General features: G+C 57.6%; 16 protein-coding genes. 7 read left to right on the top strand and 9 right to left on the bottom strand.

All coding sequences use genetic code 11. From position 1 onward, the window contains the following. The first annotated feature begins 92 nt into the window (after nt 1-92). The 4 genes from ACWKXT_RS16280 to ACWKXT_RS16265 all read left to right on the top strand — a co-directional run bounded on the left by ACWKXT_RS16280 (nt 93) and on the right by ACWKXT_RS16265 (nt 3,753). Nucleotides 93-1,229 carry a lactonase family protein gene (locus ACWKXT_RS16280; RefSeq protein WP_454532913.1) on the top strand — a complete coding sequence of 379 codons (1,137 nt, stop codon included), beginning with the start codon at nt 93-95 and terminating at the stop codon, nt 1,227-1,229. 19 nt (nt 1,230-1,248) lie between these two features. Further along, entirely contained in the window at nt 1,249-3,159 is a 1,911-nt protein-coding gene (locus ACWKXT_RS16275; RefSeq protein ID WP_454528665.1) for a BglG family transcription antiterminator, read from the top strand. 77 nt (nt 3,160-3,236) lie between these two features. Beyond that, nucleotides 3,237-3,479 carry a type II toxin-antitoxin system RelB/DinJ family antitoxin gene (locus ACWKXT_RS16270; protein WP_454528666.1) on the top strand — a complete coding sequence of 81 codons (243 nt, stop codon included), beginning with the start codon at nt 3,237-3,239 and terminating at the stop codon, nt 3,477-3,479. Then, complete coding sequence (locus ACWKXT_RS16265; protein WP_454528667.1) at nt 3,469-3,753, top strand: type II toxin-antitoxin system RelE family toxin; 285 nt, start codon at nt 3,469-3,471, stop codon at nt 3,751-3,753. Before ACWKXT_RS16270 ends, ACWKXT_RS16265 begins: the two co-directional genes overlap by 11 nt. Nucleotides 3,754-3,756: 3 nt before the next feature. Here ACWKXT_RS16265 and nrdG read toward each other — a convergent pair whose 3' ends face one another. The 5 genes from nrdG to ACWKXT_RS16240 form a co-directional block, all read right to left on the bottom strand. Then, nucleotides 3,757-4,221, bottom strand: a complete 465-nt coding sequence (gene nrdG / locus ACWKXT_RS16260; RefSeq protein ID WP_454532912.1) for an anaerobic ribonucleoside-triphosphate reductase-activating protein — start codon at nt 4,219-4,221, stop codon at nt 3,757-3,759. 131 nt (nt 4,222-4,352) lie between these two features. Next, nucleotides 4,353-6,491 carry an anaerobic ribonucleoside-triphosphate reductase gene (nrdD, locus tag ACWKXT_RS16255; RefSeq protein ID WP_454528669.1) on the bottom strand — a complete coding sequence of 713 codons (2,139 nt, stop codon included), beginning with the start codon at nt 6,489-6,491 and terminating at the stop codon, nt 4,353-4,355. A gap of 370 nt (nt 6,492-6,861) precedes the next feature. Next, entirely contained in the window at nt 6,862-7,434 is a 573-nt protein-coding gene (locus ACWKXT_RS16250) for a fructose PTS transporter subunit IIA (RefSeq protein ID WP_454532911.1), read from the bottom strand. 1 nt (nt 7,435) lies between these two features. Continuing rightward, nucleotides 7,436-10,033, bottom strand: coding sequence for a glycoside hydrolase family 38 N-terminal domain-containing protein (locus ACWKXT_RS16245; RefSeq protein ID WP_454532910.1), 2,598 nt, complete (start codon nt 10,031-10,033; stop codon nt 7,436-7,438). Between the two features lie 10 nt (nt 10,034-10,043). After that, nucleotides 10,044-11,441 carry a PTS fructose transporter subunit IIC gene (locus tag ACWKXT_RS16240; RefSeq protein WP_454532909.1) on the bottom strand — a complete coding sequence of 466 codons (1,398 nt, stop codon included), beginning with the start codon at nt 11,439-11,441 and terminating at the stop codon, nt 10,044-10,046. Between the two features lie 179 nt (nt 11,442-11,620). Here ACWKXT_RS16240 and ACWKXT_RS16235 point away from each other — a divergent pair, with 179 nt between their 5' ends. Next, complete coding sequence (locus ACWKXT_RS16235) at nt 11,621-12,280, top strand: MurR/RpiR family transcriptional regulator (protein ID WP_454528673.1); 660 nt, start codon at nt 11,621-11,623, stop codon at nt 12,278-12,280. Between the two features lie 8 nt (nt 12,281-12,288). On the opposite strand, the gene ACWKXT_RS16230 is transcribed toward ACWKXT_RS16235, so the two are convergent. From ACWKXT_RS16230 to treR, 4 genes are all read right to left on the bottom strand, one after another. Further along, the gene (locus ACWKXT_RS16230; protein WP_454528674.1) at nt 12,289-13,035 is read right to left on the bottom strand and encodes an oligogalacturonate-specific porin KdgM family protein; all 747 of its coding nucleotides are present in this window, start codon (nt 13,033-13,035) and stop codon (nt 12,289-12,291) included. A gap of 135 nt (nt 13,036-13,170) precedes the next feature. Then, nucleotides 13,171-14,826 (bottom strand): alpha,alpha-phosphotrehalase, encoded by a 1,656-nt coding sequence (gene treC, locus ACWKXT_RS16225; protein WP_454532908.1) that lies wholly within the window; start codon nt 14,824-14,826, stop codon nt 13,171-13,173. A 51-nt stretch (nt 14,827-14,877) separates the two neighbouring features. Then, nucleotides 14,878-16,296, bottom strand: a complete 1,419-nt coding sequence (gene treB / locus ACWKXT_RS16220; protein WP_454532931.1) for a PTS trehalose transporter subunit IIBC — start codon at nt 16,294-16,296, stop codon at nt 14,878-14,880. 129 nt (nt 16,297-16,425) lie between these two features. Next, nucleotides 16,426-17,373, bottom strand: coding sequence for a trehalose operon repressor TreR (treR, locus tag ACWKXT_RS16215; RefSeq protein WP_454528678.1), 948 nt, complete (start codon nt 17,371-17,373; stop codon nt 16,426-16,428). Nucleotides 17,374-17,764: 391 nt separating this feature from the next. On the opposite strand from treR, the gene mgtA reads away from it, so the two are divergent. Together mgtA and ACWKXT_RS16205 are read left to right on the top strand one after the other, a co-directional pair. Beyond that, nucleotides 17,765-20,473, top strand: a complete 2,709-nt coding sequence (mgtA, locus tag ACWKXT_RS16210) for a magnesium-translocating P-type ATPase (RefSeq protein ID WP_454532907.1) — start codon at nt 17,765-17,767, stop codon at nt 20,471-20,473. Between the two features lie 353 nt (nt 20,474-20,826). Beyond that, the gene (locus ACWKXT_RS16205) at nt 20,827-23,211 is read left to right on the top strand and encodes a beta-N-acetylhexosaminidase (protein WP_454532906.1); all 2,385 of its coding nucleotides are present in this window, start codon (nt 20,827-20,829) and stop codon (nt 23,209-23,211) included. Nucleotides 23,212-23,268: the final 57 nt, after the last annotated feature.

The raw sequence follows: 23,268 nt of genomic DNA, 5'->3' as shown, positions 1-23,268 counted from the left end.
CCAAAGGGGAGAGGGTATAATCGTCCCCTCTCCCCTTTGGGGAGAGGGTTAGGGTGAGGGGAAACACACCGCACTCACCCAAAGGAGCCACCATGCACACCCGTAACCTGCTTGTCGCTTCACTCTCTTTACTTGCTACCTCTGCAATCGCCCAGACGCAGTACGCCTGGGTCGGCACCTACAACCCCAACGGCGAAGGGCTGTACCGCTTTACCATTGACCCGCAAAGCGGCGCGCTGGCGAATAAAACGCTGGTGAGCAAGCTGCCGAACGCCGCGCAGCTGGCCGTCTCGCACGACGGCAAAACGCTGTATCTGGCAAGCGAAGTGGAGCAGGGCGTGGTACAGGCGCTGCGGGTGGGTGATAACGGTGAGCTAAGCGAGCTCAATCAGGTGGCCTCCGGCGGCGCGGGGCCGGTGTATCTCTCCCTGACGCCAAACGGCCAGCACCTGCTGGTGGCCAACTACGTCAGCGGATCGATTGCCGTTTTACCGGTCAAGACAGACGGTAGCCTGGGTGACGCTACGGATAAACATCAGGATCAAGGCGAGCCGGGTGCGGCGAAGCCGGAAGCGGCTGTAGAGGGCAGTTTCGCCATCAGCGATCATAACGGCCCCCACGCGCACATGATCGCCGCCGATCCGAGCGGGAAATACGTTTTTTCCACCGATCTGGGGCTGGATCGCATCTATCAGTACCGTTTTGACGATCAAACCGGGAAGCTGACCCCGAACGATCCGCCGTTTATCAGCGCCTCCTCAAAAGGGGCCGGGCCGCGCCACTTCGTCTTTACGCCGAAAGGTGATGCCCTGTGGCTGATTAACGAAGAGGCGTCTACGCTCACCCATTATGCGCTGGACAGCAGCGGCAGGCTGAAAGAGGGCAAAACGGTCTCTGCCCTCCCGGACGGCTATAAAGGCACCAGCTTTGCAGCCGGGCTCGCATTAAGCGCCGACGGTAAGCAGCTGTATGTGGCGAACCGTTTGCATAACAGCATCGGGCACTTTACCGTAACGGAGGAGGGTACGCTGACGCATCAGGAGGACGTGTGGACGCGCGGCGACTATCCGCGCACCCTGACGCTCGATAAACAAGGACGCTGGCTGTACGTCATGAACCAGCGCAGCGACAACATTACCCGTTTCCGCGTGGCGCAGGACGGCAAGCTGAGCTTCGAGCCTGACTATACCCCGGTCGGCAGCCCATCCCAGATGGTCATTTCACCCTGAGCAGTAAGAGGACAACGACGTGCGATTCCCGAACCAACGTTTAGCGCAACTTTTCGATCTGTTGCAAAACGAGACGCTGCCGCAGGACGAGCTGGCGCAGCGGCTGTCGGTCTCCACGCGAACCGTCCGTGCCGATATCACCGCCCTGAACGCGCTGCTGGCAAGCCATGGCGCGCAGTTTATTCTGAGCCGCGGCAACGGCTACCAGCTCAAAATTGACGATGCCGAGCGCTACCAGCAGTTGCAGGCCTCCCACCCGCGCGCGCTGCGCATTCCGCGAACGGGACCGGAGCGCGTACACTATCTGGTGGTGCGTTTCCTGACGTCGGCGTTTTCACTTAAGCTTGAAGATTTGGCCGACGAGTGGTTTGTCAGCCGCGCCACCTTACAAAGCGACATGGTGGAAGTGCGCGAGTGGTTCCACCGCTACAACCTGACGCTGGAAACCCGTCCGCGTCACGGTATGAAGTTGTTTGGCAGCGAGATGTCGATCCGCGCCTGCCTGACCGATCTCCTGTGGGAGCTGGCGCAGCAGGACAGCCTCAACCCGCTGGTAACCGACGTGGCGCTCAACGCGGGTGTGGCGGAGCAGATGGTGCCCGTGCTGCACGACGCGCTGACGCGTCATCACATTCGCCTGACCGACGAAGGGGAGCTGTTCCTGCGCCTGTACTGCGCGGTGTCGGTGCGGCGCATCAGCGAGGGCTATCCGCTGCCGGAATTCCACGCCGAAGACGTGGAAGAGAACGTGCGCGAGGCGGCGAAAGATATCGCGGTGGCTATCCAGGAGCTGGCGGGCAAAGCGCTTTCGCCGTCAGAAGAGAGCTGGCTGTGTGTGCACATCGCCGCGCGGCAGATCCAGGAGATTGCCCCGAGCGCGATTAACGCCGACGACGACGAAGCGCTGGTCAACTACATCCTGCGCTACATTAACACCCACTATAACTACAACCTGCTCAGCGACGAGCAGCTGCATGCGGACCTGCTCACGCACATCAAAACGATGATCACCCGCGTGCGGTATCAAATCATGATCCCCAACCCGCTGCTGGATAACATCAAGCAGCACTATCCGATGGCGTGGGATATGACCCTCGCGGCGGTGTCGAGCTGGGGCAAATACACGCCGTATGTCATCAGCGAAAACGAGATCGGTTTTCTGGTGCTGCATATCGGCGTCGGGCTGGAGCGCCACTACAACATCGGCTACCAGCGCCAGCCGCGCGTACTGCTGGTGTGCGACGCCGGTAACGCGATGGTGCGCATGATTGAGGCAGTGCTGCAGCGCAAATATCCGCAGATTGAGGTCACGCGCACGCTCACCCTGCGCGAGTACGAGCTGTCAGAAACCATTGGTGAAGACTTCGTGATCGCTACCGCCCGCGTGAGCGAAAAATCCAAACCGGTGGTGCTGATCGCCCCGTTCCCGACCGACTATCAGTTAGAGCAGATCGGCAAGCTGGTGCTGGTGGACCGCACCCGCCCATGGATGCTGGATAAATACTTCGACGCGGCCCATTTCCGCATTATCGACAAGCCTGTTGACCAACAGACGCTGTTCCGGGAACTGTGTGCGCAGCTTGAAGAGGAAGGCTTTGTCGGCGCGGAGTTCCTGGATTCTGTCGTTGAACGTGAAGCCATCGTCAGCACCATGCTCGGCGACGGCATCGCGCTGCCGCACTCCCTCGGCCTTTTAGCGCAAAAAACGGTGGTCTACACGGTGCTGGCCCCGCAGGGTATTCAGTGGGGAGATGAAACTGCGCACGTCATCTTCCTGCTCGCCATCAGCAAAAGCGAATACGAAGAGGCGATGGCGATTTACGATATCTTCGTCACTTTCCTGCGTGAGCGGGCGATGTCGCGGCTGTGCCAGTGCGAGGATTTTGCCGGGTTTAAGGCGGTGGCGATGGAAAGTTTGAGCCGGTTTTGAGAGGCGTTATCCAGAATTCGATGTAATGCGAATGTAATGCTAAACTGCATTACACATTCGATTTTACTGGAGGCATAATGGCCACGCTGAACGTCCGTCTGGATGACAAACTCAAAAACGAGGCTTATGCCGTGCTGGAAAAACTCAATATCACCCCAACGGAAGCCGTGCGATTACTGTTTCAGTACGTCGCGGAGACGGGACGCATGCCGGTAAAAACGGTCACCATTAGCGACAGTGAAGATGAACTGATACAGACAGTCCGGGAGCGGCTGGCTCATCCACAAAAGGGTATTAAGGTTAGTCTGGATGACTTATGAGCTGGAATTCGACCCGAGGGCGTTAAAGGAGTGGCATAAGCTGGGCGATACGGTGAAAGCGCAGTTTAAGAAAAAACTTGCCGACGTGCTGGCAAAACCCAGGATCGAATCAGCTCGTTTGCACGGCCTGCCTGATTGCTACAAAATCAAACTTAAAGCATCCGGCTATCGCCTGGTCTATCAGGTTCAGGACGCAGTGGTGCTGGTTATTGTAATTGCCATTGGGAAGAGAGAGAAATCAGCCGTTTATCATGATGCAAACAAACGGCTTTAGTATTTAACGCAGATGGTGCACAACCTGGTTGCTGCTGCCGCGCCAGATAAGCATAGGATCTTTTAGATCCTGCACGAACTTGCCGTCGACCAGGACGTTAATCAGATCCACCACTTCCATTTGTTGCGCGTTCAGCTCTTCCAGCCTGTAGCCTGTCCAGACCCAGATATCTTTCCCCGTACACTCTGCCCGAATGCGCTTCACCAGCTTCAGGATATCCGGCACGTTTTGCGGATGGAGCGGGTCGCCGCCGGAGAGCGAGATCCCCTGGCGTTTGATGCGGGTGTCGTTCAGGTCGTTGATGATTCGGTCTTCCATTTCGGCGGTAAATGGCATGCCGGAATTGAGACGCCAGGTGCTTTTGTTGTAGCAGCCAGGGCATTCGTGGACGCAGCCTGAGACGAACAGGGTGCAGCGGGTGCCGGGTCCGTTGACAATGTCGACGGGGTAGTACTGATGGAAATTCATAATGTTAACCTGATCCCCTTACCCCTCACCCCGCCCTCTCCCCATAGGGGAGAGGGGGAAAGGCCGCACCGAGCAGTCCCCTCTCCTCTATGGGGAGAGGGTTAGGGTGAGGGGAAAATTCGGTGAAGAACTTAACCGATCTGCCCATTCCCCAAATGCTTCACGCGGCGCTTCACCTCTTCCTGCTTGCCAGCGTTAAACGGGCGGGCATCCGGGCTGCCGAGATAGCCGCACACACGGCGGGTGACGGAGACGCGAGCCGCATCGTGGTTGCCGCATTTCGGGCAGGTAAAGCCTTTGCTCGTACACTCGAACTCACCGGTAAAGCCACACTCGTAGCATTCGTCGATGGGCGTGTTGGTCCCGTAATACGGCACGTGCTGATAGCTGTAATCCCACACGTCCTCCAGCGCCTTCAGGTTGTGCTGAATGTTCGGGTATTCGCCGTAGCAGATGAACCCGCCGCTGGCGATCGGTGGATATGCCGCTTCGAAGTCGATCTTGTCGTACGGGTTAACCTTTTTCTCCACGTCGAGGTGGAAGCTGTTGGTGTAATACCCTTTGTCGGTCACGCCTTCCACGATGCCGAACTCGGCGGTGTCCAGACGGCAGAAGCGGTCGCACAGGTTCTCGCTCGGCGTGCTGTAGAGGCTAAACCCGTAGCCGGTTTCCTCTTTCCACTGGTCAACCGCGTCGCGCAGACGCTGCACAATCGCAATGCCTTTCTCACGCAGGGCGTCGCTGTCGTACATATGCGCGTCGCCAGACAGGGCGTTGATGGTTTCGTGGATGCCGATATAGCCCAGCGAAATCGACGCGCGGCCGTTTTTGAAAATCTCGGACACATCATCGTCCGCCTTCAGGCGCACGCCGCAGGCCCCTTCCATATAAAGGATTGGCGCGACGCGGGCTTTGACCCCTTCAAGGCGAGCAATACGGGTCATCAGCGCCTTACGTGCCAGCTGCAGGCGTTCATCCAGCAGCTTCCAGAATTCAGCTTCATTACCTTTTGCCTCCAGCGCGATGCGCGGCAGGTTCAGGCTGATCACGCCCAGGTTATTACGCCCGTCGTGGATCTGCTCGCCGTTTTCATCTTCGTATACGCCGAGGAAGCTGCGGCAGCCCATTGGCGTTTTAAACGAGCCGGTCACTTTGACGACCTGATCGTAGTTCAGGATGTCCGGATACATGCGCTTGCTCGCGCACTCCAGCGCCAGCTGTTTGATGTCGTAGTTCGGATCGCCAAATTTGTGGTTCAGGCCGTCGCGGATGGCGAACACCAGTTTCGGGAACACCGCCGTTTTACGGTTTTTACCAAGGCCGGAAATGCGGTTGCGCAGGATGGACTGCTGGATCAGGCGTGATTCCCAGCTGGTGCCCAGACCAAAACCGAAGGTCACAAATGGCGTCTGCCCGTTGGCGGTGTGCAGCGTGTTCACCTCATATTCCAGCGACTGGAACGCGTCGTAGCACTCTTTCTCGGTGCGGGAGTGCGCATAGCCGTCCGCGTCCGGGATCTGCCACTCTTCGGCGGTTTTACGGTGCTTGTTGAAGCTTGCCGTCACAAACGGGGCCAGTACTTCATCAATGCGGTTAATGGTGGTGCCGCCATAGATGTGGCTCGCCACCTGAGCGATGATTTGTGCCGTCACCGCTGTCGCCGTGGAGATCGACTTAGGCGGTTCAATCTCGGCGTTACCCATTTTAAAACCGTGGGTCAGCATGCCTTTCAGGTCGATCAGCATACAGTTGAACATCGGGAAGAACGGTGAATAGTCGAGATCGTGGTAGTGAATTTCACCGCGCTCATGCGCTGAGACCACATCGCGCGGCAGCAGATGTTGACGGGCATAGTGTTTGGCGACGATACCGGCCAGCAGGTCGCGCTGGGTCGGGATCACTTTGCTGTCTTTGTTGGCGTTTTCGTTGAGCAGAGCAGAGTTGGTCTGCTCCACCAGACCACGGATCTCCTGGTTCAGGCGACCGCGTTTCTCACGCTGGACGTCACGATCGTGACGGTACTCAATGTAGGCGCGGGCTAACTGCTTGTAAGGCCCCGCCATCAGCTGGTTTTCAACCGCGGTCTGGATCTCGTTGATATCGACCTGGCTGCGTTCATTCATCTGGCTGCTAACGACTTCTGCGACGGTGGCGCAGTAATCTGCGTCATCGACTCCCGCTGCTTTAGCTGCACGCAGAATGGCTTCCTGGATGCGCTCTGATTTAAACGGCACTTTACAGCCATCACGTTTCATCACATGCGGTGTCATGATCACTCCATTTTTAAAAACAGGTTATCCACAGAGGCGGAGAAGTATTCGCCAGGCGTATCCTCAGCCAGTCCAGTTACTTCCCTCGTTCCCGACATTGGTTATCCACAATTCCGGAGAGCTGGCTCGCCGTCTTGTTGTAGGAATAGTAGACGATTAATACAAGATGTTGGGTTGGCGTGCATTTTAAGTGCTACATATAGTGATTTGCATCAAACAAGTTTGCGATTTATTTGATGCAGAACAAAGTAAAAAGACGAGAGTACAAACGACGGGCGCTTCAGCCTTTGTAAAGACCTGAATGAAAAAAGTTGATTAATTATTCAACAAAAACAAGCGCTCAGCACAGCCTGTACTGAGCGCTGCTTGTTTAACTCACGCTGCAGACCCAGCTCAATCCCGCCTGCAAAAAGGCGGCAATCGCGATACTGCCCAGCACCACCGGGATGAGTAGGGAGCGTTCAGGGGCATCTTCCTGCTTTTGAGGTTCTTCAGCATGCAGGGCGGACATCGCCTCTTCCCGGGTGCGCGCCGCCACAAGCTGTTCACGTACCCGATCTTCCGTCAATAAACTGGTCAGCGTCGTCAGCAGTTGCATATGAGTACTGCCTGCTTCTGCGGGCGGAATGGCGAGCAGAAAAACCATTCTCACCTCTTCATCACCGTCCAGCCCCGGCCAGCGTATCGGGTCGTCAAAGAGCGCCAGACAAAACGCCGCCTGCTGCACTGCCCCGGTTTTACCGTGCGGAACGGCGAGCGCTTCACCCAGCGCGGTAGGGCCTTCACTTTCGCGTTGCAACACGCTCTGAATAAACGTTTCTTCATCGCTGATGATTTTTCGCCTGGCGAGCGGTTCGGCGAGCCAGCGGATCAATGCTTCAGGCGTACGGTGTGGCGGGTTGATAAACACCAGATCGGGATGCGTCAATGCAAGTAAGTTCATGTTAAGCCTCCATCAAAAAATCGCAGGTCGCGGAAGGGGCAATTGCCGTTACCGGCTGCACAAGCTCTTCCAGATAATTAATCTGACAGAGCCCTGCCAGACTTTCCGGGACGGGAACCGGCTGCGTCCCGGCGTTAAACACCCGGACGACCGTGCCACGCGACTGCTGCGCATGGGGCAGGGCAGAAAGGATTAGCGGCTCTGGCAGGCTCAATAATGAGAATTGTGGCGGAAGCTGGCGCTCGGGCAGACGCAACGCAAAGCGCTCAAGGCGGTGATCGAGCGTGTGTAACGATTGCCGTTGATAGGTGAAGGGCTGTCCGGTCGCATGATTTTCCAGCTGGCGAAGCGTGAGATGGTCGGCATTGTCGGCCAGCGCGACGGTGAATGAAAAGTGCAGCGGTTTTAGCAACTGGGCATCGGGGGTCTCAACCACCGTATTATTAATGCCCGATGCCCGACCCGGTCGCCAGTCGAGATCGCTGCGCCCGAGCACGCCCGTCGATTTAAACATCGTCAGGGCAATCGTTGCCGGTTCGCTGCCGAGAATCTGAAATTCTTTCATGCCACGGCTGGTCACAATCAGCGCTTTGCCCGTTTCCGCGACAGCGATAATGCCTTCGGTGGTTTCGATATCCACGGGCATCTCGCGATAGCGCTCCTGCCAGTTTTCATCGGCACACCCCGTTTCGCGCTGGATGATCGCGAAGGGCTGTGAGGCGATAGCGTGACGGGTGTGAATATCGCTGCCGATCAGTACACGTAGCCGGTGATCGCAGTGACTGTTTTCCAGCGTACTCTCAACATACAGGTTCGGATCGTCATGGCGTAATTCACACATCAGACGAATAGATAGCGGCGTTCGGGTATTTTCCTGACGGCCAGCGAGATCCTGCGGAAGAAGCATCGTGGCCTCAACGACCAGCTTTTCGACAAGCGGCGTTTTCTGACACTCGACGAGCGCGAAATGCGAACAGCGCGTCGGCGCGTCGCCCGCAAGCGGCGAGAAATCGTAGCTGTCGCCCGCGTCCGCGCAGTCTTCAAAGGTAAAGATAGAGGGAATACGCCTGCCGCTGCGTTTGTCCCGCAGGGTAAGCGTTCCGGCGTCCAGCGACAGCCGGTAATGTGCATTCTCAATCTCACCGCTCTTTATCGGTTCAGGCTGGCGGAACGGCGCAGGGTTATCTTCAACACTAACGCTAAGATAGCCGACTGACGGCAAACCCGGGGTTTGCAAAGCAATCTGCCAGCGGAAATAAGGGGGAAGGGGCGTTTCACATTCCCCCGCGGCGGTAAGGGAGATTGCTGTTCCGCCAGGCAACTCGTCTCTTTTCAGGACGTCGAAGGGGATGGGCTGCCCCTGATACGTCAGCGCGATATTTTCAGCGCGGCTATAAAGCGTGGTTTTTACCACGCGCTGCGTTGGGGTGGCCAGCGGGTTGAAAATCAGCAGGTCGCCTTCCCGAACGCAGGCGGCGGCCAGGGTTTTCACCACCAGATTCCACAGGCTATGACACAGCTGTTCGGTTTGTTCCAGCCGATGCAGTATGTCGCGGTTGGTGGCATCACTGTTGCAGCCGCCGATGGAGTCGTGGGCATGGCTTCGCAACAGCTTTTTCCAGAGCGTATCGACCACTGAGAGGTTGACCGGGATCCCCTGATGGCGCGCTATGGCAATTGTCGGCTCCAGTTGCCGCAGGATGAACTGCTCAATTTCATCATTTTTCTTTTTGATGTCGTAGCGCACGGAGCCGATCGTTTTATGGATGCGGGTGTAGCGCGGCGATTTCAGCTCCCCTTCCCAGCGTTCAAACTGTTCATGCTGCGCGCGCAGAATCCCGATGTAGCGCTCCAGTGAACTTATAACGTACTGGTCGTGATCAGGGGACTGTGCGCTGGCAACCTGCAGGATTTTCGGCAGCGCCGGGTCGATGCTGACCTGATCGCCGCCGCAGGGCAGGAGCAGGTCATTGATTCCGGCCCGCGAGCGCAGGAGATTGACCATCGGGTAGATTTTACCCTGCAGATGGCAGGCCTCCGGACGCATGTTTTTCGCCGCGCCATAACCGAGCGCCATCGCGCAGGCGATAACGGTCGCCCCTGACGGCGCGCGCCAGAGAAACTGGCTGCTGTTGGTGTGCCTGTCATGATCGATACCGCGCCAGAAGACGATATTGTCGATATTGCAGCCCTGCAAAATCGTGGGCATCTGCGCATTGTGGCCGAAGGTATCCGGAAGATACCCAACCCGCATGGCATGCCCCAGCTTACGGGCAGCGAAGATGCCGTATTTCAGGTTGCGAATAATCGATTCGCCGTGCACGTTGTAGGTGTCCGTCTGGGTATACCACGGCCCCACGAAAATCCTTTTCTCTCTGACCAGCGTTTCCAGCCGGGTGCGATAATCGGGATTGATGGCGAGAAAATCCTCCACCACCGCCATCTGTCCATCAAGGTGATAGCAGCTGTAAGCCGGGTCCTGCTCCAGCGTGTCGATGACGTCCGCAAAGTTATATGACGCCAGCACCATGCTGTCCTGACGAGTGAAATACCACTCCTGATCCCAGTGCGTATGGGCAATGACGTGGATCTGATTCATGACGCTCCCCTTATCTGGCATTCTTTGGGCTGACATAAAGCACGCCCAGAGCGCAAATCAGTGCGCCAATAACGACGCTCGCCAGGTAGCCCGCCACGTTGGTTGCCAGCGGCCAGCCCCAGATAGCCGGCAGAGGCAGCGTCTGCTTCACGCCGAGTGCAATGGCGACCAGCGCACCGGCGACGGCGCCGGTCATGAACACCGGGATCAGGCGTGGATTTTTCAGGATGAACGGGATCGCGCCTTCCGAGATCCCAATCACGCCCAGCAGCAATGAGGTGCTGCCGACGGTTTTCTCTTCCCGGCTGAAAACATCCGGTAACCCAAAGCGGCCGTTGAGGAAGGCGGCAAAGCCGACACCAATAGAGGGGATCACGATGGAGAGTTCACGGGCGGTTAAATCAAACGTCTCGCTCATGCCATTCAGACCAAGCGCGACTGAGCCTGCCGCCTTGTTGACTGGACCACCCAGGTCGAACGCGGTGCCCGCGGCGATCATCGCGGAATAGAACCCGCGCCCGGTGTCACCTGCCGAGGTAAAAAAGACCACCATCAGCTGGTTTAGCGAGCCAAAAATGGGGTTAATCAGGTATTCCATGACCATCACCAGCGTAATACCGGTGATCAGCGGGACGAGCAGCATGGTCTTAATGGTGGTCAACTGCTGACGGACGTGAATCGAATCATTAAGCCAGCGCACCAGATAGCCCACAAAAAAGCCAATGCCAATGGCGCCGAAAAAGCCGGACGGCATAAAGCCTTCGATATCAAAGAAGCGCTTGTAGACTTCATCGGACATGATGCCGCCGATAAGCCCGGGGATGAGCGCCGGCTTACCGGCAATGGAAAATGCCAGATACATAGCGAAGACTGGATACATGAACTTGATGGTCATAAAGCCCACTTTATCCAGCACGCTGAACGGCGAATGTTCGATGTTAATAAACTGGCCGGTAATTTTGGCCGTCGCCATCATCAGCCCGCCCATCACCACCACCGGCAGCATATAGCTGATGGCCGCCATGATATGGCCAATAAAAATCTGGTAAGCCGAACGCGGGAGATCGTCTTCGTGGGCGACAGTGGTGACGTTTTTTTCCATGGCCAGCGCCTGACGCAGATAGCGATCGGTATGTTTGATCAGCTCTTGCGTACGGGTCTGAAGGTGAGGAATGTTTTCAAAACGCTCGGCATCCTGAATGGGAACGTCGGTTGCCAGAATAATGGCCGTGGCGGAGGCGATATCCTGCTTTGTTAAGCGGTTTTTGACGCCGTCGCTACCCTGCGTTTCGACCTTTACCTCGATATTGTGCTCTTTAGCCCATGCAATAATTTTATTTGCCGCCATAAAGGTGTGGGCGATGCCTGTCGGGCAGGCCGTTACCGCGACAACTTTTTGTTTCGTCATTGTTATAATTCCCTGGATGTGAAAACAGGGAAAGTATAAAGAGAACCTAAAACAGTTTTTAATGTTTGCTAATACTAATTACGTATCGTGATACGCGTAAATGCAATGTGTGAAGCGCCTTCCAGAGACTATTTTTCTGTGGTGTTAATATCATTTCGGGATTAAACAGGGCGTAACAGATGAATTCATTCCAGGGAAGTGAACGTTTGATATTTGAATACATTCAGCATCACGCGGGTAATATTTCTAATATATCGGCAAAAGAGATTGCCCGTGATACCTTTACAACGACAACATCCGTTAATCGTGTGTGTAAAAAAATGGGCTATAAAAGCTATACCGAGCTTCGGTATCGTTTTTTGCGCGATCATTTTACACCTGCACCTGCCGCCCCCGACGCAGGGCTGCAGGCGGACGATATCGTGGCGGAAGTCTCCAGGCTGCTCATCCATTCCAGCCATATCTATCTGTACGCACGGGGAGCCTCGCTCACCAGCCTCAACTACCTGTCGCGCTTTTTATCGCTGGCGAGCCTGCCGCATCTTATTTTGAATGATATGCACCAGCTGACACGGGTATCGAAGGGGACGCTGGTGCTGATCAGTAAATCCGGGGAGACCCAGTCGCTGGTTGAAATGGCGCGTAACGCGCTGCGCAAAGGGTTAAAGATTATTGCGATTACCCGCCAGGGGTCGACACTGGCGTCGATCTCAACGCTATGCTGGCCGTTAACGATCGACATTAATGCGGTTTCGCTGTATCAGCGGGAAGGGCAGCTTGAACTGTTAAGCGCTGTGGACCGTATCGGCTGCAGGTTGCTGCAGCACGATACGGTGTAGTCAGGCCGTCAGAGCTGCTTCACTATCCCCAGACGTACGGCATAATCATTTTCATGGTTGCCGTCATCGTTGATATAGGTTTTATCCAGCGAGACCAGTTCGACGTATGGCGTCCAGCCATCGTCGAGCTTGTAGTTGAACGCGACGGTATGTTCCCAGTAGGTGTCATCTCCGGTTCCCTGATCGACATTATCCTGCCAGCGGAAGCGCGGGTTGTAGGACATTCCGAATTTGCCAATGTTATACGCGAACCAAATGTCGAACTGGTGTGACTGACGGCGGGTGTAGCCGCTGCCGTCGAGTTCTTTGTCGCTGTGCGCGTCATTGACGGTGTTATAACGGTAACGGGCGGAGAGATTCAGACCGTTATCAAACGCTTTCCAGCCCTGAATGAAGGGGCGGTAGTGAGTGTTGCTGGCGGTGAAAACCGTCACCATGCCAGGCGCAACGGCGAAGCCATTGCCCAGATCGAAGCGCCAGCGCGTTTCGATCTCCTGCGCCGCTTCCGTTAACCCCTTGTCGTCTGGATTATATCGGTCGGTATCACCAAAAAAGGTGTCGTTGTGGTTTTGTGCGGCTTCAACGGAGAAGTAAAAACCGTTGTCTGCCTGGTGCATGACCTTAATACGAGAATCATTTACGTCCGAGCGCGTATTATGACCAAAGCGAAGGTCGACGGATGTATTCCCGCACCATCCCTGTGTGCTCAATAATAATGCGCTAATACACGTTGCTTTAATAATTGTCTTTTTCATAATATCCTGCCGAGGTTATTTAATTGGCAGGCTATTTTTATTTTGGGTGCGGCATGTTGTAAAAGTTATCGTCGTACATTTAGCGTATCGCTAAACATAAAAAAAAGAGATACAGCACGCTGTATCTCCTGATGTTTATTCCTGCACCCACCAGATGGCTTCAAACGGGCGCAATAGCAGCGTATCGGGGCTGGGAGGAACGTCCTCATAGTTGCTGAGTGCAACCCGCCATGTTCCCTGTACCGGGTCCGGCTGCCACTGCTGGCGCTCGCGGCTCAGGTTCGCCACGACTATCAGCGTTTGCCCCTGCCACTGGCGGCGATAGCACCACAGGGAAGGATGTTCCGGCAGCAGATCGTCGTAATCCCCCCATGTCAGCACCGGCAGGGTTTTACGCAGGCTGATCAGCGACTGATAGGTGTAGAACACCGAATCCGGGTTGTCCAGCGCCGCGCGGGCGTTCACGGTTTCGTAGTTATCGCAAACGCCAATCCACGGCTCTCCCTCGGTAAAGCCCGCATTGTGTGAGGCGTCCCACTGCATTGGGGTTCGCCCGTTATCGCGGGATTTACTCGCCAGAATCGCCAGTAACTCATCCGGTTCGCGGCCGTTTGCCCGCAGTTCGGCGAACATGTTCAGGCTTTCTACGTCGCGATAGTCGGTGATGCGGTTAAAGTGCGGGTTGGTCATGCCCAGCTCTTCACCCTGATAGATATACGGCGTGCCCTGCATGCCGTGCAGCACCATACCGAGCATCTTTGCGGCGGCCACGCGGTGTTCCCCTTCGTCGCCAAAGCGTGACACGATGCGCGGCTGGTCGTGGTTACACCAGAACAGCGCGTTCCAGGCTTTGTTGTGCATCCCTTGCTGCCAGTGGCGGAAAAGGGTTTTCAGCGCCACGAAGTCCGGCTTCGCCTTCGTCCATTTTTCACCGCCGGGGTAGTCCACCTTGAGGTGGTGGAAGTTAAAGGTCATCGACAGCTCGCGCCCGTCGAGCGACGCGTACTGCTGGCAATTCTCCAGCGAGGTTGAGGACATCTCGCCTACCGTCATCAGGTTGCGCGGGGTGAAGACGTCGCGGCTCATCTCCTGCAGATATTCGTGAACGCGCGGCCCGTCCGTGTAGAAGCGGCGGCCGTCGCCGATGCTGTCGTCCGGGAAATCCTGATCTTTTGAAATCAGGTTAATCACGTCCAGACGCAAGCCGTCCACGCCGCGATCGGCCCAGAACTCGCATACCTTTTTCAGCTCTTCACGCACCGCCGGGTTTTCCCAGTTGAGATCCGCCTGCTCCGGTGCGAACAGGTGCAGATAATACTGCTCGCTCTCGGCGTGCCAGCGCCAGGCGTTGCCGCCAAACTTGGAGCGCCAGTTGTTGGGGAGCTGCTCCGGCGTGCCGTCGCGCCAGATGTAGAACTGGCGGTACGGGCTCGCTTTATTCAGCGACTCGCGGAACCAGGCGTGCTGCGTGGAGGTGTGGTTAAACACCATATCCAGCACGATGCGAATGCCGCGCGCGTGCGCTTCGGTAACCAGTTCGTCGAAATCATCCAGGGTGCCAAAGGACGGGTCGATGGCGGTGTAATTCGCCACGTCGTAGCCGTTATCTACCTGCGGGGAGATATAAAACGGCGTCAGCCAGATGGCGTCAATGCCGAGGGTTTTCAGGTAGTCCAGGCGCTGCGTCACGCCGCGCAGATCGCCGGTGCCGCTGCCGGTGGTGTCCTGAAAACTCTTTGGGTAAATCTGGTAGATAACACCGTTCTGCCACCAGTGAGGAAGGGTATTCATAGTGCGTTCCTGCAAATGCGAAGGGGCGCAATTGCGCCCCGAAAGATGAAGTTAAACAATCTGCAGCGTGCCCTGACGGAACTTACGCTGGTAAACCACGGTGGTGAGCGCCATGGGGACGATAATCGCTACCGCCATCGCCAGGGCAAACACCTGCCAGAATGAGGGCTGAATGGAGAGGATACCCGGCAGGCCGCCGACGCCAATCCCGTTCGCCATCACGCCGTTCAGGCCGCACAGCAGGCCCGCCAGACCAGAGCCAATCATCGCGCAGAGCATCGGGAAGCGGTATTTCAGGTTGATACCGTACATCGCCGGTTCGGTCACGCCGAGGTAGGCGGAGATGGCCGCCGGAACGGAGATCTCACGCTCGTTGTGCTTGCGGCTGACGATAATGATGCCAGTCACCGCTGACGCCTGGGCAATGTTAGAGAGGGCGATAATCGGCCAGACCGGCGTGCCGCCGAGGCTTTGGATCATCTGCATATCAATGGCCAGCGTGGTCTGGTGCACGCCGGTGATCACCAGCGGGGCGTACAGGAAGCCAAACAGCGCGGCACCGATTGGCGCGAAGCTGCCGGTCATCAGGTGACGCACCGCGAAGGCCACGCCGTCGCCAATCATGCGGCCAAACGGACCGATAAAGGCGTGCGCCAGGAACACCGCCAGGATCAGCGAGCAAACCGGCACCACCACCAGATAGAGGTAATCCGGCACGATGCGTTTCAGGCGCGTTTCAATAAAGCCCAGCGTCAGACCGGCCAGCAGTGCCGGAATGACCTGCGCCTGATAGCCCACTTTGGCGATAGTAAACAGGCCGAAATTCCACACCTCAGGCACCTGCTGACCAAGTAAGTAAGCGTTCATTAACTGCGGAGAGACCAGCGTGACGCCCAGTACGATACCGAGAATCGGCGTACCGCCCATCTTGCGTACCGCGGACCAGCAAATCCCGACCGGCAGATAGAAGAAGATCGCTTCGCCAATCAGCCACAGGAAGTCATAGATGCTTTGCAGCGCCGGGTACATCTGCGCCAGCGTTTTGCCGTCGCTCATCGGCACATCGCCGATGACGTTACGGAAGCCTAAAATTAAGCCTCCGCTGATCAGCGCCGGCAGCAGCGGGAAGAAGATCTCCGCAAAGTGGGAGATCAGCTGCTCATGCCACTTCATATTCTGGCGCGCGGCCTTCTTCGCCTGCTCTTTATCGGCGGAGGAGTGCCCGGTAGTCGCCAGCAGAGCCTGATAGTAATCGCCCACTTCGGTACCAATCACCACCTGGAACTGTCCGGCGTTGGTGAAGCAGCCTTTAACCATCGAAAGCTCTTCAATGGCCTTCGGGTTGGCTTTGGCCGGATCGTTCAGCACGAAGCGCAGGCGGGTAATGCAATGGCTGACGGTGGCGATGTTTTCGCGGCCGCCGACCAGGACGATCAACTGATCGATATCTGCTTGTTTGACTTTACTCATCATGAAACCTCATGACAGATGTTGAGGGGGGTGTAATGACCTGAGCGCAAGCCTACTCCTTCAGCGTGACGGCGAAAATGGGAACGTTCCCGAAATCGGGCGAAGATCACAATAAACAATTCAGGGGGGTTATGAGAGATGGGCGGGAATCACGATCTGACGCGGCTCGCTCCGCCCGTTGATCTGCTCGATCAGCTGCGCAGCGGCCTGTCTGCCGGACTCCGCGTAGCCCGGGTCAACGGTGATGATCTCCGGGTGCAAAAACTTCATCAGCGGCGTGCTGCCGACGCTTGCCACCTGCAGATTATCGATACGCTGCTCCTGCAGATATTTGCTCGCGCCGAGCGCAAGGGTATCCGTGGCGCACACCAGCGCGGTCGTCTGCGGCGTCAGGACGCTGGCGACCTGCTCGTAGCCCTGCTTCATGCCGAGCCCCGGCAGGGAGGCCACGGCGGAGAGATTGTGCTTTTTGCAAAAGGTAAGGTAGGCCTCATGGCGACGCTTGCCGGTGGTGACGTCCGCGTGCGGCACGCCCAGATAGCTGATGTGGCGGTGGCCGTCTTCGTACAGACGCTGCATCAGGGTGATAATCGCGCCCTCGTCGTCATAACAGACGGAGGCAAACCCGCTGGCATCGCGCGCCAGCAGCACCAGAGACGGCTGCCAGGGTTTCAGCATCTCCTCGTTAATGCCGGTAAAACCAAACAGCACCACGCCGTCAATATTGCGCCGCTGGAGCATGCCGAGATGCTCTTCCACCAGCTGTGGCGAGAACTGGCTCTCCATCATGATCGGATCGTAACCCTGTTCATAGAAGGCGGGCAGCATGGTCTGCACGGCGAGGTTCTCTGAGAGCGAATCCAGACGCGAGACAATGATCGCGACCACTTTATCGCTCTGCCCGCGCATGGCGCGTGCGGAGCGGGAAGGGGAAAAACCGTGCTGATTCATAACCGCCTCAACGCGCTCGCGGGTGCGTTCGCTGACACCACTTTCGTTGTTCAGCACGCGTGACACGGTGGATTTCCCCACGCCGCTTAAACGCGCGATGTCTTTAATCGTAAGGCGGTTCTGCATGCTGTTTTCCCTGTAACAACGACAAAATGGTCAATTGAGCCTAATGCTATAGCGCGATTTCGCTATGGGCAAAGTCTGGTTTACGTACTGTTTATTTGCAGGCGCGTATAATACCGCCCGAATCGTCACAAAGGGTACGCTTAAATCCTTATACTGCGCGGCGACACCCTGTTTTTTTACTTACCGGAGGCTTTATGGATCCCGATCCCACACCTCTCCTGAATGGGAGAACACGTTCTTTCCGGTAAGCCAGCTTTTGCTGTCTCACCGGTAATGTGAGGCAGCAACGTCCCAAACGTTCCTGCTTGAAAAATTGAGTGCCTGACAGGTACGGCTTTGCCACGCCTGAAGGGAATGCTGCGTCCGCCCTGGCGGATGCGGAGGAATGTCTATGTTTAAAAATATCACCCGGCAGCTGCAGGCGCTGCTGAGCCGCCACCTGCCACACCGTCTTGTTCAGCGCGACCCGCTGCCCAATGCCAAAAACATGGCGGGGGCGGCGCTCCCCGCGTCCCTGACCGAACGCTGCCTGAACGTGGCGGCGATGGATGAAAACGAAATCTGGCGCGCCTTTGGCGGTCATCCGGAAGGGCTGAACGCGTCTGAAGTGGAAAAAATCCGCGCCGTGCACGGCGATAACCAGATCCCGGCGCAAAAGCCCTCTCCGTGGTGGGTGCACCTGTGGCTCTGCTACCGCAACCCGTTCAACCTGCTGCTGACGGTGCTCGGCATCATCTCCTACGCGACGGAAGATCTTTTCGCCGCAGGCGTGATCGCCCTGATGGTCGGCATCTCCACGCTGCTGAACTTCATTCAGGAAGCCCGCTCCACCAAAGCGGCGGATGCGCTGAAAGCGATGGTCAGCAACACCGCCACCGTCTCGCGCGTGATTAACGATCTCGGCGAAAACGCCTGGGTGGAGCTGCCCATCGACCAGCTGGTGCCGGGCGATCTGGTGAAGCTGGCGGCGGGAGACATGATCCCGGCGGATTTACGCATCATTCAGGCGCGTGATCTGTTCGTGGCGCAGGCTTCCCTGACCGGGGAATCCCTGCCTGTTGAAAAGGTGGCGCGCAGCCGCGACCCGCAGCAGATGAATCCGCTCGAGTGCGACACCCTGTGCTTTATGGGCACCACGGTCGTGAGCGGCACCGCGCAGGCGATTGTCACCGCCACCGGGGGCAACACCTGGTTTGGACAGCTTGCCGGGCGCGTTAGCGAGCAGGAGAGCGAGCCGAACGCCTTCCAGAAAGGGATTGGCCGCGTCAGCATGCTGCTGATCCGCTTTATGATGGTGATGACGCCAATCGTGCTGCTGATCAACGGCTACACCAAAGGCGACTGGTGGGAGGCGGCGCTGTTTGCGCTCTCCGTGGCCGTTGGCTTAACGCCGGAAATGCTGCCGATGATTGTTACCTCCACGCTGGCGCGCGGGGCGGTGAAGCTCTCTAAACAGAAAGTGATCGTCAAACACCTCGACGCCATCCAGAACTTCGGTGCGATGGATATTCTCTGCACCGATAAAACCGGCACCCTGACGCAGGATAAAATCGTGCTGGAGAACCACACCGATATCGCCGGTAAAACCAGCGAGCGCGTACTGCACAGCGCGTGGCTCAACAGCCACTACCAGACCGGGCTGAAAAACCTGCTCGACGTGGCGGTGCTGGAAGGGGTGGATGAGGAGTCTGCCCGCACGCTCTCCGGCCGCTGGCAGAAGGTGGACGAAATCCCGTTCGACTTCGAGCGCCGCCGCATGTCGGTGGTGGTGAGCGAGCAGACGGACGTGCATCAGCTGATCTGCAAAGGCGCGCTGCAGGAGATCCTCAACGTGTCGACGCAGGTTCGCTATAACGGTGAGATTGTGCCGCTGGACGAGACCATGCTGCGCCGCATCAAGCGCGTGACCGATAACCTGAACCGTCAGGGGCTGCGCGTCGTGGCGGTAGCCAGCAAGTTCCTGCCCGCGCGGGAGGGGGACTATCAGCGTATCGACGAATCCGATTTGATCCTTGAGGGTTACATCGCATTCCTCGATCCGCCGAAAGAGACCACCGCGCCGGCTTTAAAAGCGCTCAAGTCGAGCGGCATCACCGTCAAAATCCTCACCGGCGACAGCGAGCTGGTGGCCGCTAAAGTGTGTCACGAAGTGGGGCTGGACGCGGGCGATGTGGTGGTGGGGAGCGACATTGAACATCTCTCTGACGACGAACTGGCGCAGCTTGCCCAGCGCACGACGCTGTTTGCCCGCCTGACGCCGATGCACAAAGAACGCATTGTTACCCTGCTGCGTCGTGAAGGGCACGTGGTCGGCTTTATGGGCGACGGCATCAACGACGCACCTGCGCTGCGTGCGGCGGACATTGGTATCTCCGTGGACGGCGCGGTGGATATCGCCCGTGAAGCGGCGGATATCATCCTGCTGGAGAAGAGCCTGATGGTGCTGGAGGAGGGCGTGATCGAAGGGCGTCGCACCTTTGCCAACATGCTCAAGTACATCAAAATGACCGCCAGCTCCAACTTCGGTAACGTTTTCAGCGTACTGGTGGCGAGCGCGTTTCTGCCGTTCCTGCCGATGCTGCCGCTGCATCTGCTGATCCAGAACCTGATGTACGATGTCTCTCAGGTGGCGATCCCGTTTGATAACGTTGACGACGAGCAGATCCAAAAGCCGCAGCGCTGGAACCCCGCCGATCTGGGGCGCTTTATGCTGTTCTTTGGGCCGATCAGCTCCATCTTTGACATTCTGACCTTCTGCCTGATGTGGTTTGTGTTCCACGCCAACACGCCGGAACACCAGACGCTGTTCCAGTCCGGCTGGTTCGTGGTGGGGCTGCTGTCGCAAACGCTGATTGTGCATATGATCCGCACGCGCCGCATTCCGTTCATCCAGAGCCGTGCCGCCTGGCCGCTGATTGTGATGACGGGCATTGTGATGGCGCTGGGCATCGCGCTGCCGTTCTCGCCGCTGGCAAGTTATCTGCAGCTGCAGGCGCTGCCGCTGAGCTACTTCCCGTGGCTGGTGGCGATCCTCGCGGGCTATATGGTGCTGACGCAGATGGTGAAAGGGTTCTATGCGCGTCGGTATGGGTGGCAGTAAAAACATACCTTTACCCTCACCCTAACCCTCTCCCTGGAAGGGAGAGGGGACCGCTCGGTGCCGCCTTTCACCCTCGCCCCTTTGGGGAGAGGGCCGGGGAGAGGGGCGTGGCTTTCCTCCCAAATTCAACAACCTGTGATCTCCGTCGGCGCATTCGCTTGACGACAAATTGAGCGCATGTTAACAGAATGTTTTGCCTTTATACCCTAAATAATTCGAGTTGCATGAAGGCGGCAAGGGAGTGAATCCCCGGGAGCTTACATAAGTAAGTGACCGGGGTGAACGAGTGCAGCCAACGCACAGGCAACTTGAAGTATGACGGGTATATTTGGCCCGTCAGATAAGGAACATTCATGTTACGGTACAGTCTCTTAACCGCCGGGCTGATGCTCGGCGCTTCTGCCTTTGCCGCCCCGGCAGGCGATCTCCCTTTGATGCCCTGGCCTGCCAAGGTTGAACGCCCGACAACCCAGGGCGCGTTGGTGCTTAACGATAAAATTTCCATCAGCGTCAGCGGGGACGATCTGGGCGACGCCGTCAACCGCCTGCGTCAGCGCATCGCCCTGCAAACCGGCTGGACGCTCCAGCCGCAGGCCGAACAACCGGATAAACCGACCATCCGCATCGCCATTGCTAAAAAGGTGAAGCCGCAGCCGCTGCCGGACAGCGATGAGAGCTACAAGCTCACGGTGGATGCCAACGGCGTAAACATCTCCGCCAACACCCGCTTTGGCGCGCTGCGCGCCATGGAAACCCTGCTCCAGCTGATGCAGAACGGGGCGGAAAACACCTCGCTGCCGTGGGTCACCATCGAAGATTCGCCGCGCTTCGCGTGGCGCGGGCTGCTGCTCGATTCGGCGCGCCACTTTATCCCGCTGCCGGATATTAAACGCCAGATCGACGGCATGGCCGCGGCAAAACTCAACGTCCTGCACTGGCACCTGACCGACGATCAGGGCTGGCGCTTCAGCTCGAAGCGCTACCCTAAGCTGACCCAGCTTGCCAGCGACGGGCTGTTCTACACGCCAGAGCAGATGCGCGAGGTGGTGCGATACGCTACCGGGCGCGGCATTCGCGTGGTGCCGGAGATCGACATGCCGGGCCACGCCTCGGCGATTGCCGTCGCCTACCCGGAGCTGATGAGCGCGCCGGGGCCGTACGCAATGGAGCGCCACTGGGGCGTGCTGAAGCCGGTGCTGGATCCGACAAAAGACGCAACCTACGCCTTTGCCGACGCAATGGTCAGCGAACTGGCGGCGATCTTCCCCGATCCGTATCTGCATATCGGCGGAGATGAGGTAGACGACAGCCAGTGGAAAGCGAACGCGGCGATCCAGAATTTCATGCACGATAACAGGCTGGCGGATAGCCACGCGCTGCAGGCGTATTTCAACCGCAAGCTGGAGACGATCCTCGAGAAGCACCACCGGCAGATGGTCGGCTGGGACGAGATTTACCATCCCGATCTGCCGAAAAGCATTTTGATCCAGTCCTGGCAGGGGCAGGACGCGCTGGGACAGGTGGCGCAGAACGGCTATAAGGGCATTCTCTCCACCGGTTTCTACCTCGACCAGCCACAATCCACCGCTTACCACTACCGGAATGAAATCGTCCCGCAGGGCTTAAACGGCGTGGATGTGATAGCGGACACCGACAGCGTCCAGAGCTGGGCCTTCTCCATGCCGCGTCTGAAAGGCAAGCCGGTGGAAGGCAGCTTTACGCTGGTGAAAGGGGATGCCGGCTGGCGCGGATTCATTGATTTTGCCGGGAAATCCCGCCGCGCGGTGGATAACATTCAGTGGCGTGACGACAATCAGGTGACCTTTACCGTCGACACCTGGATGGGCGAAACGCGTCCGGTGGTCTCCGTCGATAACGACAAGCTTTCTGGCTATTTCCTGGTGGGAAATACGCGCTACCCAATCAGCGGCACGCGTCTGGACGAGGTGCCGAAAGGCATTCCGCCCGTCGTGCCGGACGTGGCGAATCAGGCCAACCTGCTCGGCGGCGAAGCCGCGCTGTGGGCGGAAAACGTGGTCGCGCCGGTGCTGGATATCCGCCTGTGGCCGCGCGCCTTTGCGGTAGCGGAGCGGCTGTGGTCCGCGAAGGACGTCAACGACGTCGATAACATGTACACCCGCCTGCAGGCGATGGACAGCTGGTCGACGGTGTCCGTCGGGTTGCAGCAGCATACCCAGCAGCAGGTGCAGTTCACGCGCCTTGCTAACAATGCGGACACCCTGCCGCTGCAGATCCTCGCGCAGGCGCTTGAACCGGCCCAGTATTACACCCGTCAGCACCTGAAGTTCCAGGCCGGAAACTACCATCAGTTTGAGCCGCTTAATCGCCTTGCAGATGCGCTTAACGCTGAAAGCGCCACCGTGCGCCAGATGCACAAGTGGGCGGACCGCCTGGTGAGCGACGCGGAAGACACGGAAAGCGCCGATGCGCTGCGCCACGTCTTTAATCGCTGGCAGAACAATACCAGCGACGCGCTGGCGCTAAGCGAAAACAGCTATCAGCTGAAGGCGATCAAGCCGGTGATTCAGGAAGTCGACAAGCTTTCGTCGATTGGCCTGCGGCTGACGGATCTGGTGGCGCGTCAGGGGACGCTGGATGACAAAGAGATCGCCTCGATTCAGAGCGAACTGGATAACGCGGCGAAGGTTCAGGACGAGGTGGTGATTGCGGCGGTATATCCGCTGGAGACGCTGCTTAGGGCGACGCGGAATCAGTAACAAATATCCCCTCACCCCAACCCCTCTCCCCATAGGGGCGAGGGGCTCGATCGGTTC

It is taken from the genome of Enterobacter sp. UPMP701, assembly GCF_053709515.1.
Note: the sequence above shows the minus strand (reverse complement) of the source record. Positions and strands in the feature narration are given on the sequence as shown.

What these genes read in the sequence shown, in the direction of transcription:
- ACWKXT_RS16280 (WP_454532913.1), top strand. Translation starts at nt 93, where the DNA reads ATGCACACCCGTAACCTGCTTGTCGCTTCACTCTCTTTACTTGCTACC.
- ACWKXT_RS16270 (WP_454528666.1), top strand. Translation starts at nt 3,237, where the DNA reads ATGGCCACGCTGAACGTCCGTCTGGATGACAAACTCAAAAACGAGGCT.
- ACWKXT_RS16265 (WP_454528667.1), top strand. Translation starts at nt 3,469, where the DNA reads ATGACTTATGAGCTGGAATTCGACCCGAGGGCGTTAAAGGAGTGGCAT.
- nrdG (WP_454532912.1), bottom strand. Translation starts at nt 4,221, where the DNA reads ATGAATTTCCATCAGTACTACCCCGTCGACATTGTCAACGGACCCGGC.
- nrdD (WP_454528669.1), bottom strand. Translation starts at nt 6,491, where the DNA reads ATGACACCGCATGTGATGAAACGTGATGGCTGTAAAGTGCCGTTTAAA.
- ACWKXT_RS16250 (WP_454532911.1), bottom strand. Translation starts at nt 7,434, where the DNA reads ATGAACTTACTTGCATTGACGCATCCCGATCTGGTGTTTATCAACCCG.
- ACWKXT_RS16245 (WP_454532910.1), bottom strand. Translation starts at nt 10,033, where the DNA reads ATGAATCAGATCCACGTCATTGCCCATACGCACTGGGATCAGGAGTGG.
- ACWKXT_RS16240 (WP_454532909.1), bottom strand. Translation starts at nt 11,441, where the DNA reads ATGACGAAACAAAAAGTTGTCGCGGTAACGGCCTGCCCGACAGGCATC.
- ACWKXT_RS16235 (WP_454528673.1), top strand. Translation starts at nt 11,621, where the DNA reads ATGAATTCATTCCAGGGAAGTGAACGTTTGATATTTGAATACATTCAG.
- ACWKXT_RS16230 (WP_454528674.1), bottom strand. Translation starts at nt 13,035, where the DNA reads ATGAAAAAGACAATTATTAAAGCAACGTGTATTAGCGCATTATTATTG.
- treC (WP_454532908.1), bottom strand. Translation starts at nt 14,826, where the DNA reads ATGAATACCCTTCCTCACTGGTGGCAGAACGGTGTTATCTACCAGATT.
- treB (WP_454532931.1), bottom strand. Translation starts at nt 16,296, where the DNA reads ATGAGTAAAGTCAAACAAGCAGATATCGATCAGTTGATCGTCCTGGTC.
- treR (WP_454528678.1), bottom strand. Translation starts at nt 17,373, where the DNA reads ATGCAGAACCGCCTTACGATTAAAGACATCGCGCGTTTAAGCGGCGTG.
- mgtA (WP_454532907.1), top strand. Translation starts at nt 17,765, where the DNA reads ATGTTTAAAAATATCACCCGGCAGCTGCAGGCGCTGCTGAGCCGCCAC.
- ACWKXT_RS16205 (WP_454532906.1), top strand. Translation starts at nt 20,827, where the DNA reads ATGTTACGGTACAGTCTCTTAACCGCCGGGCTGATGCTCGGCGCTTCT.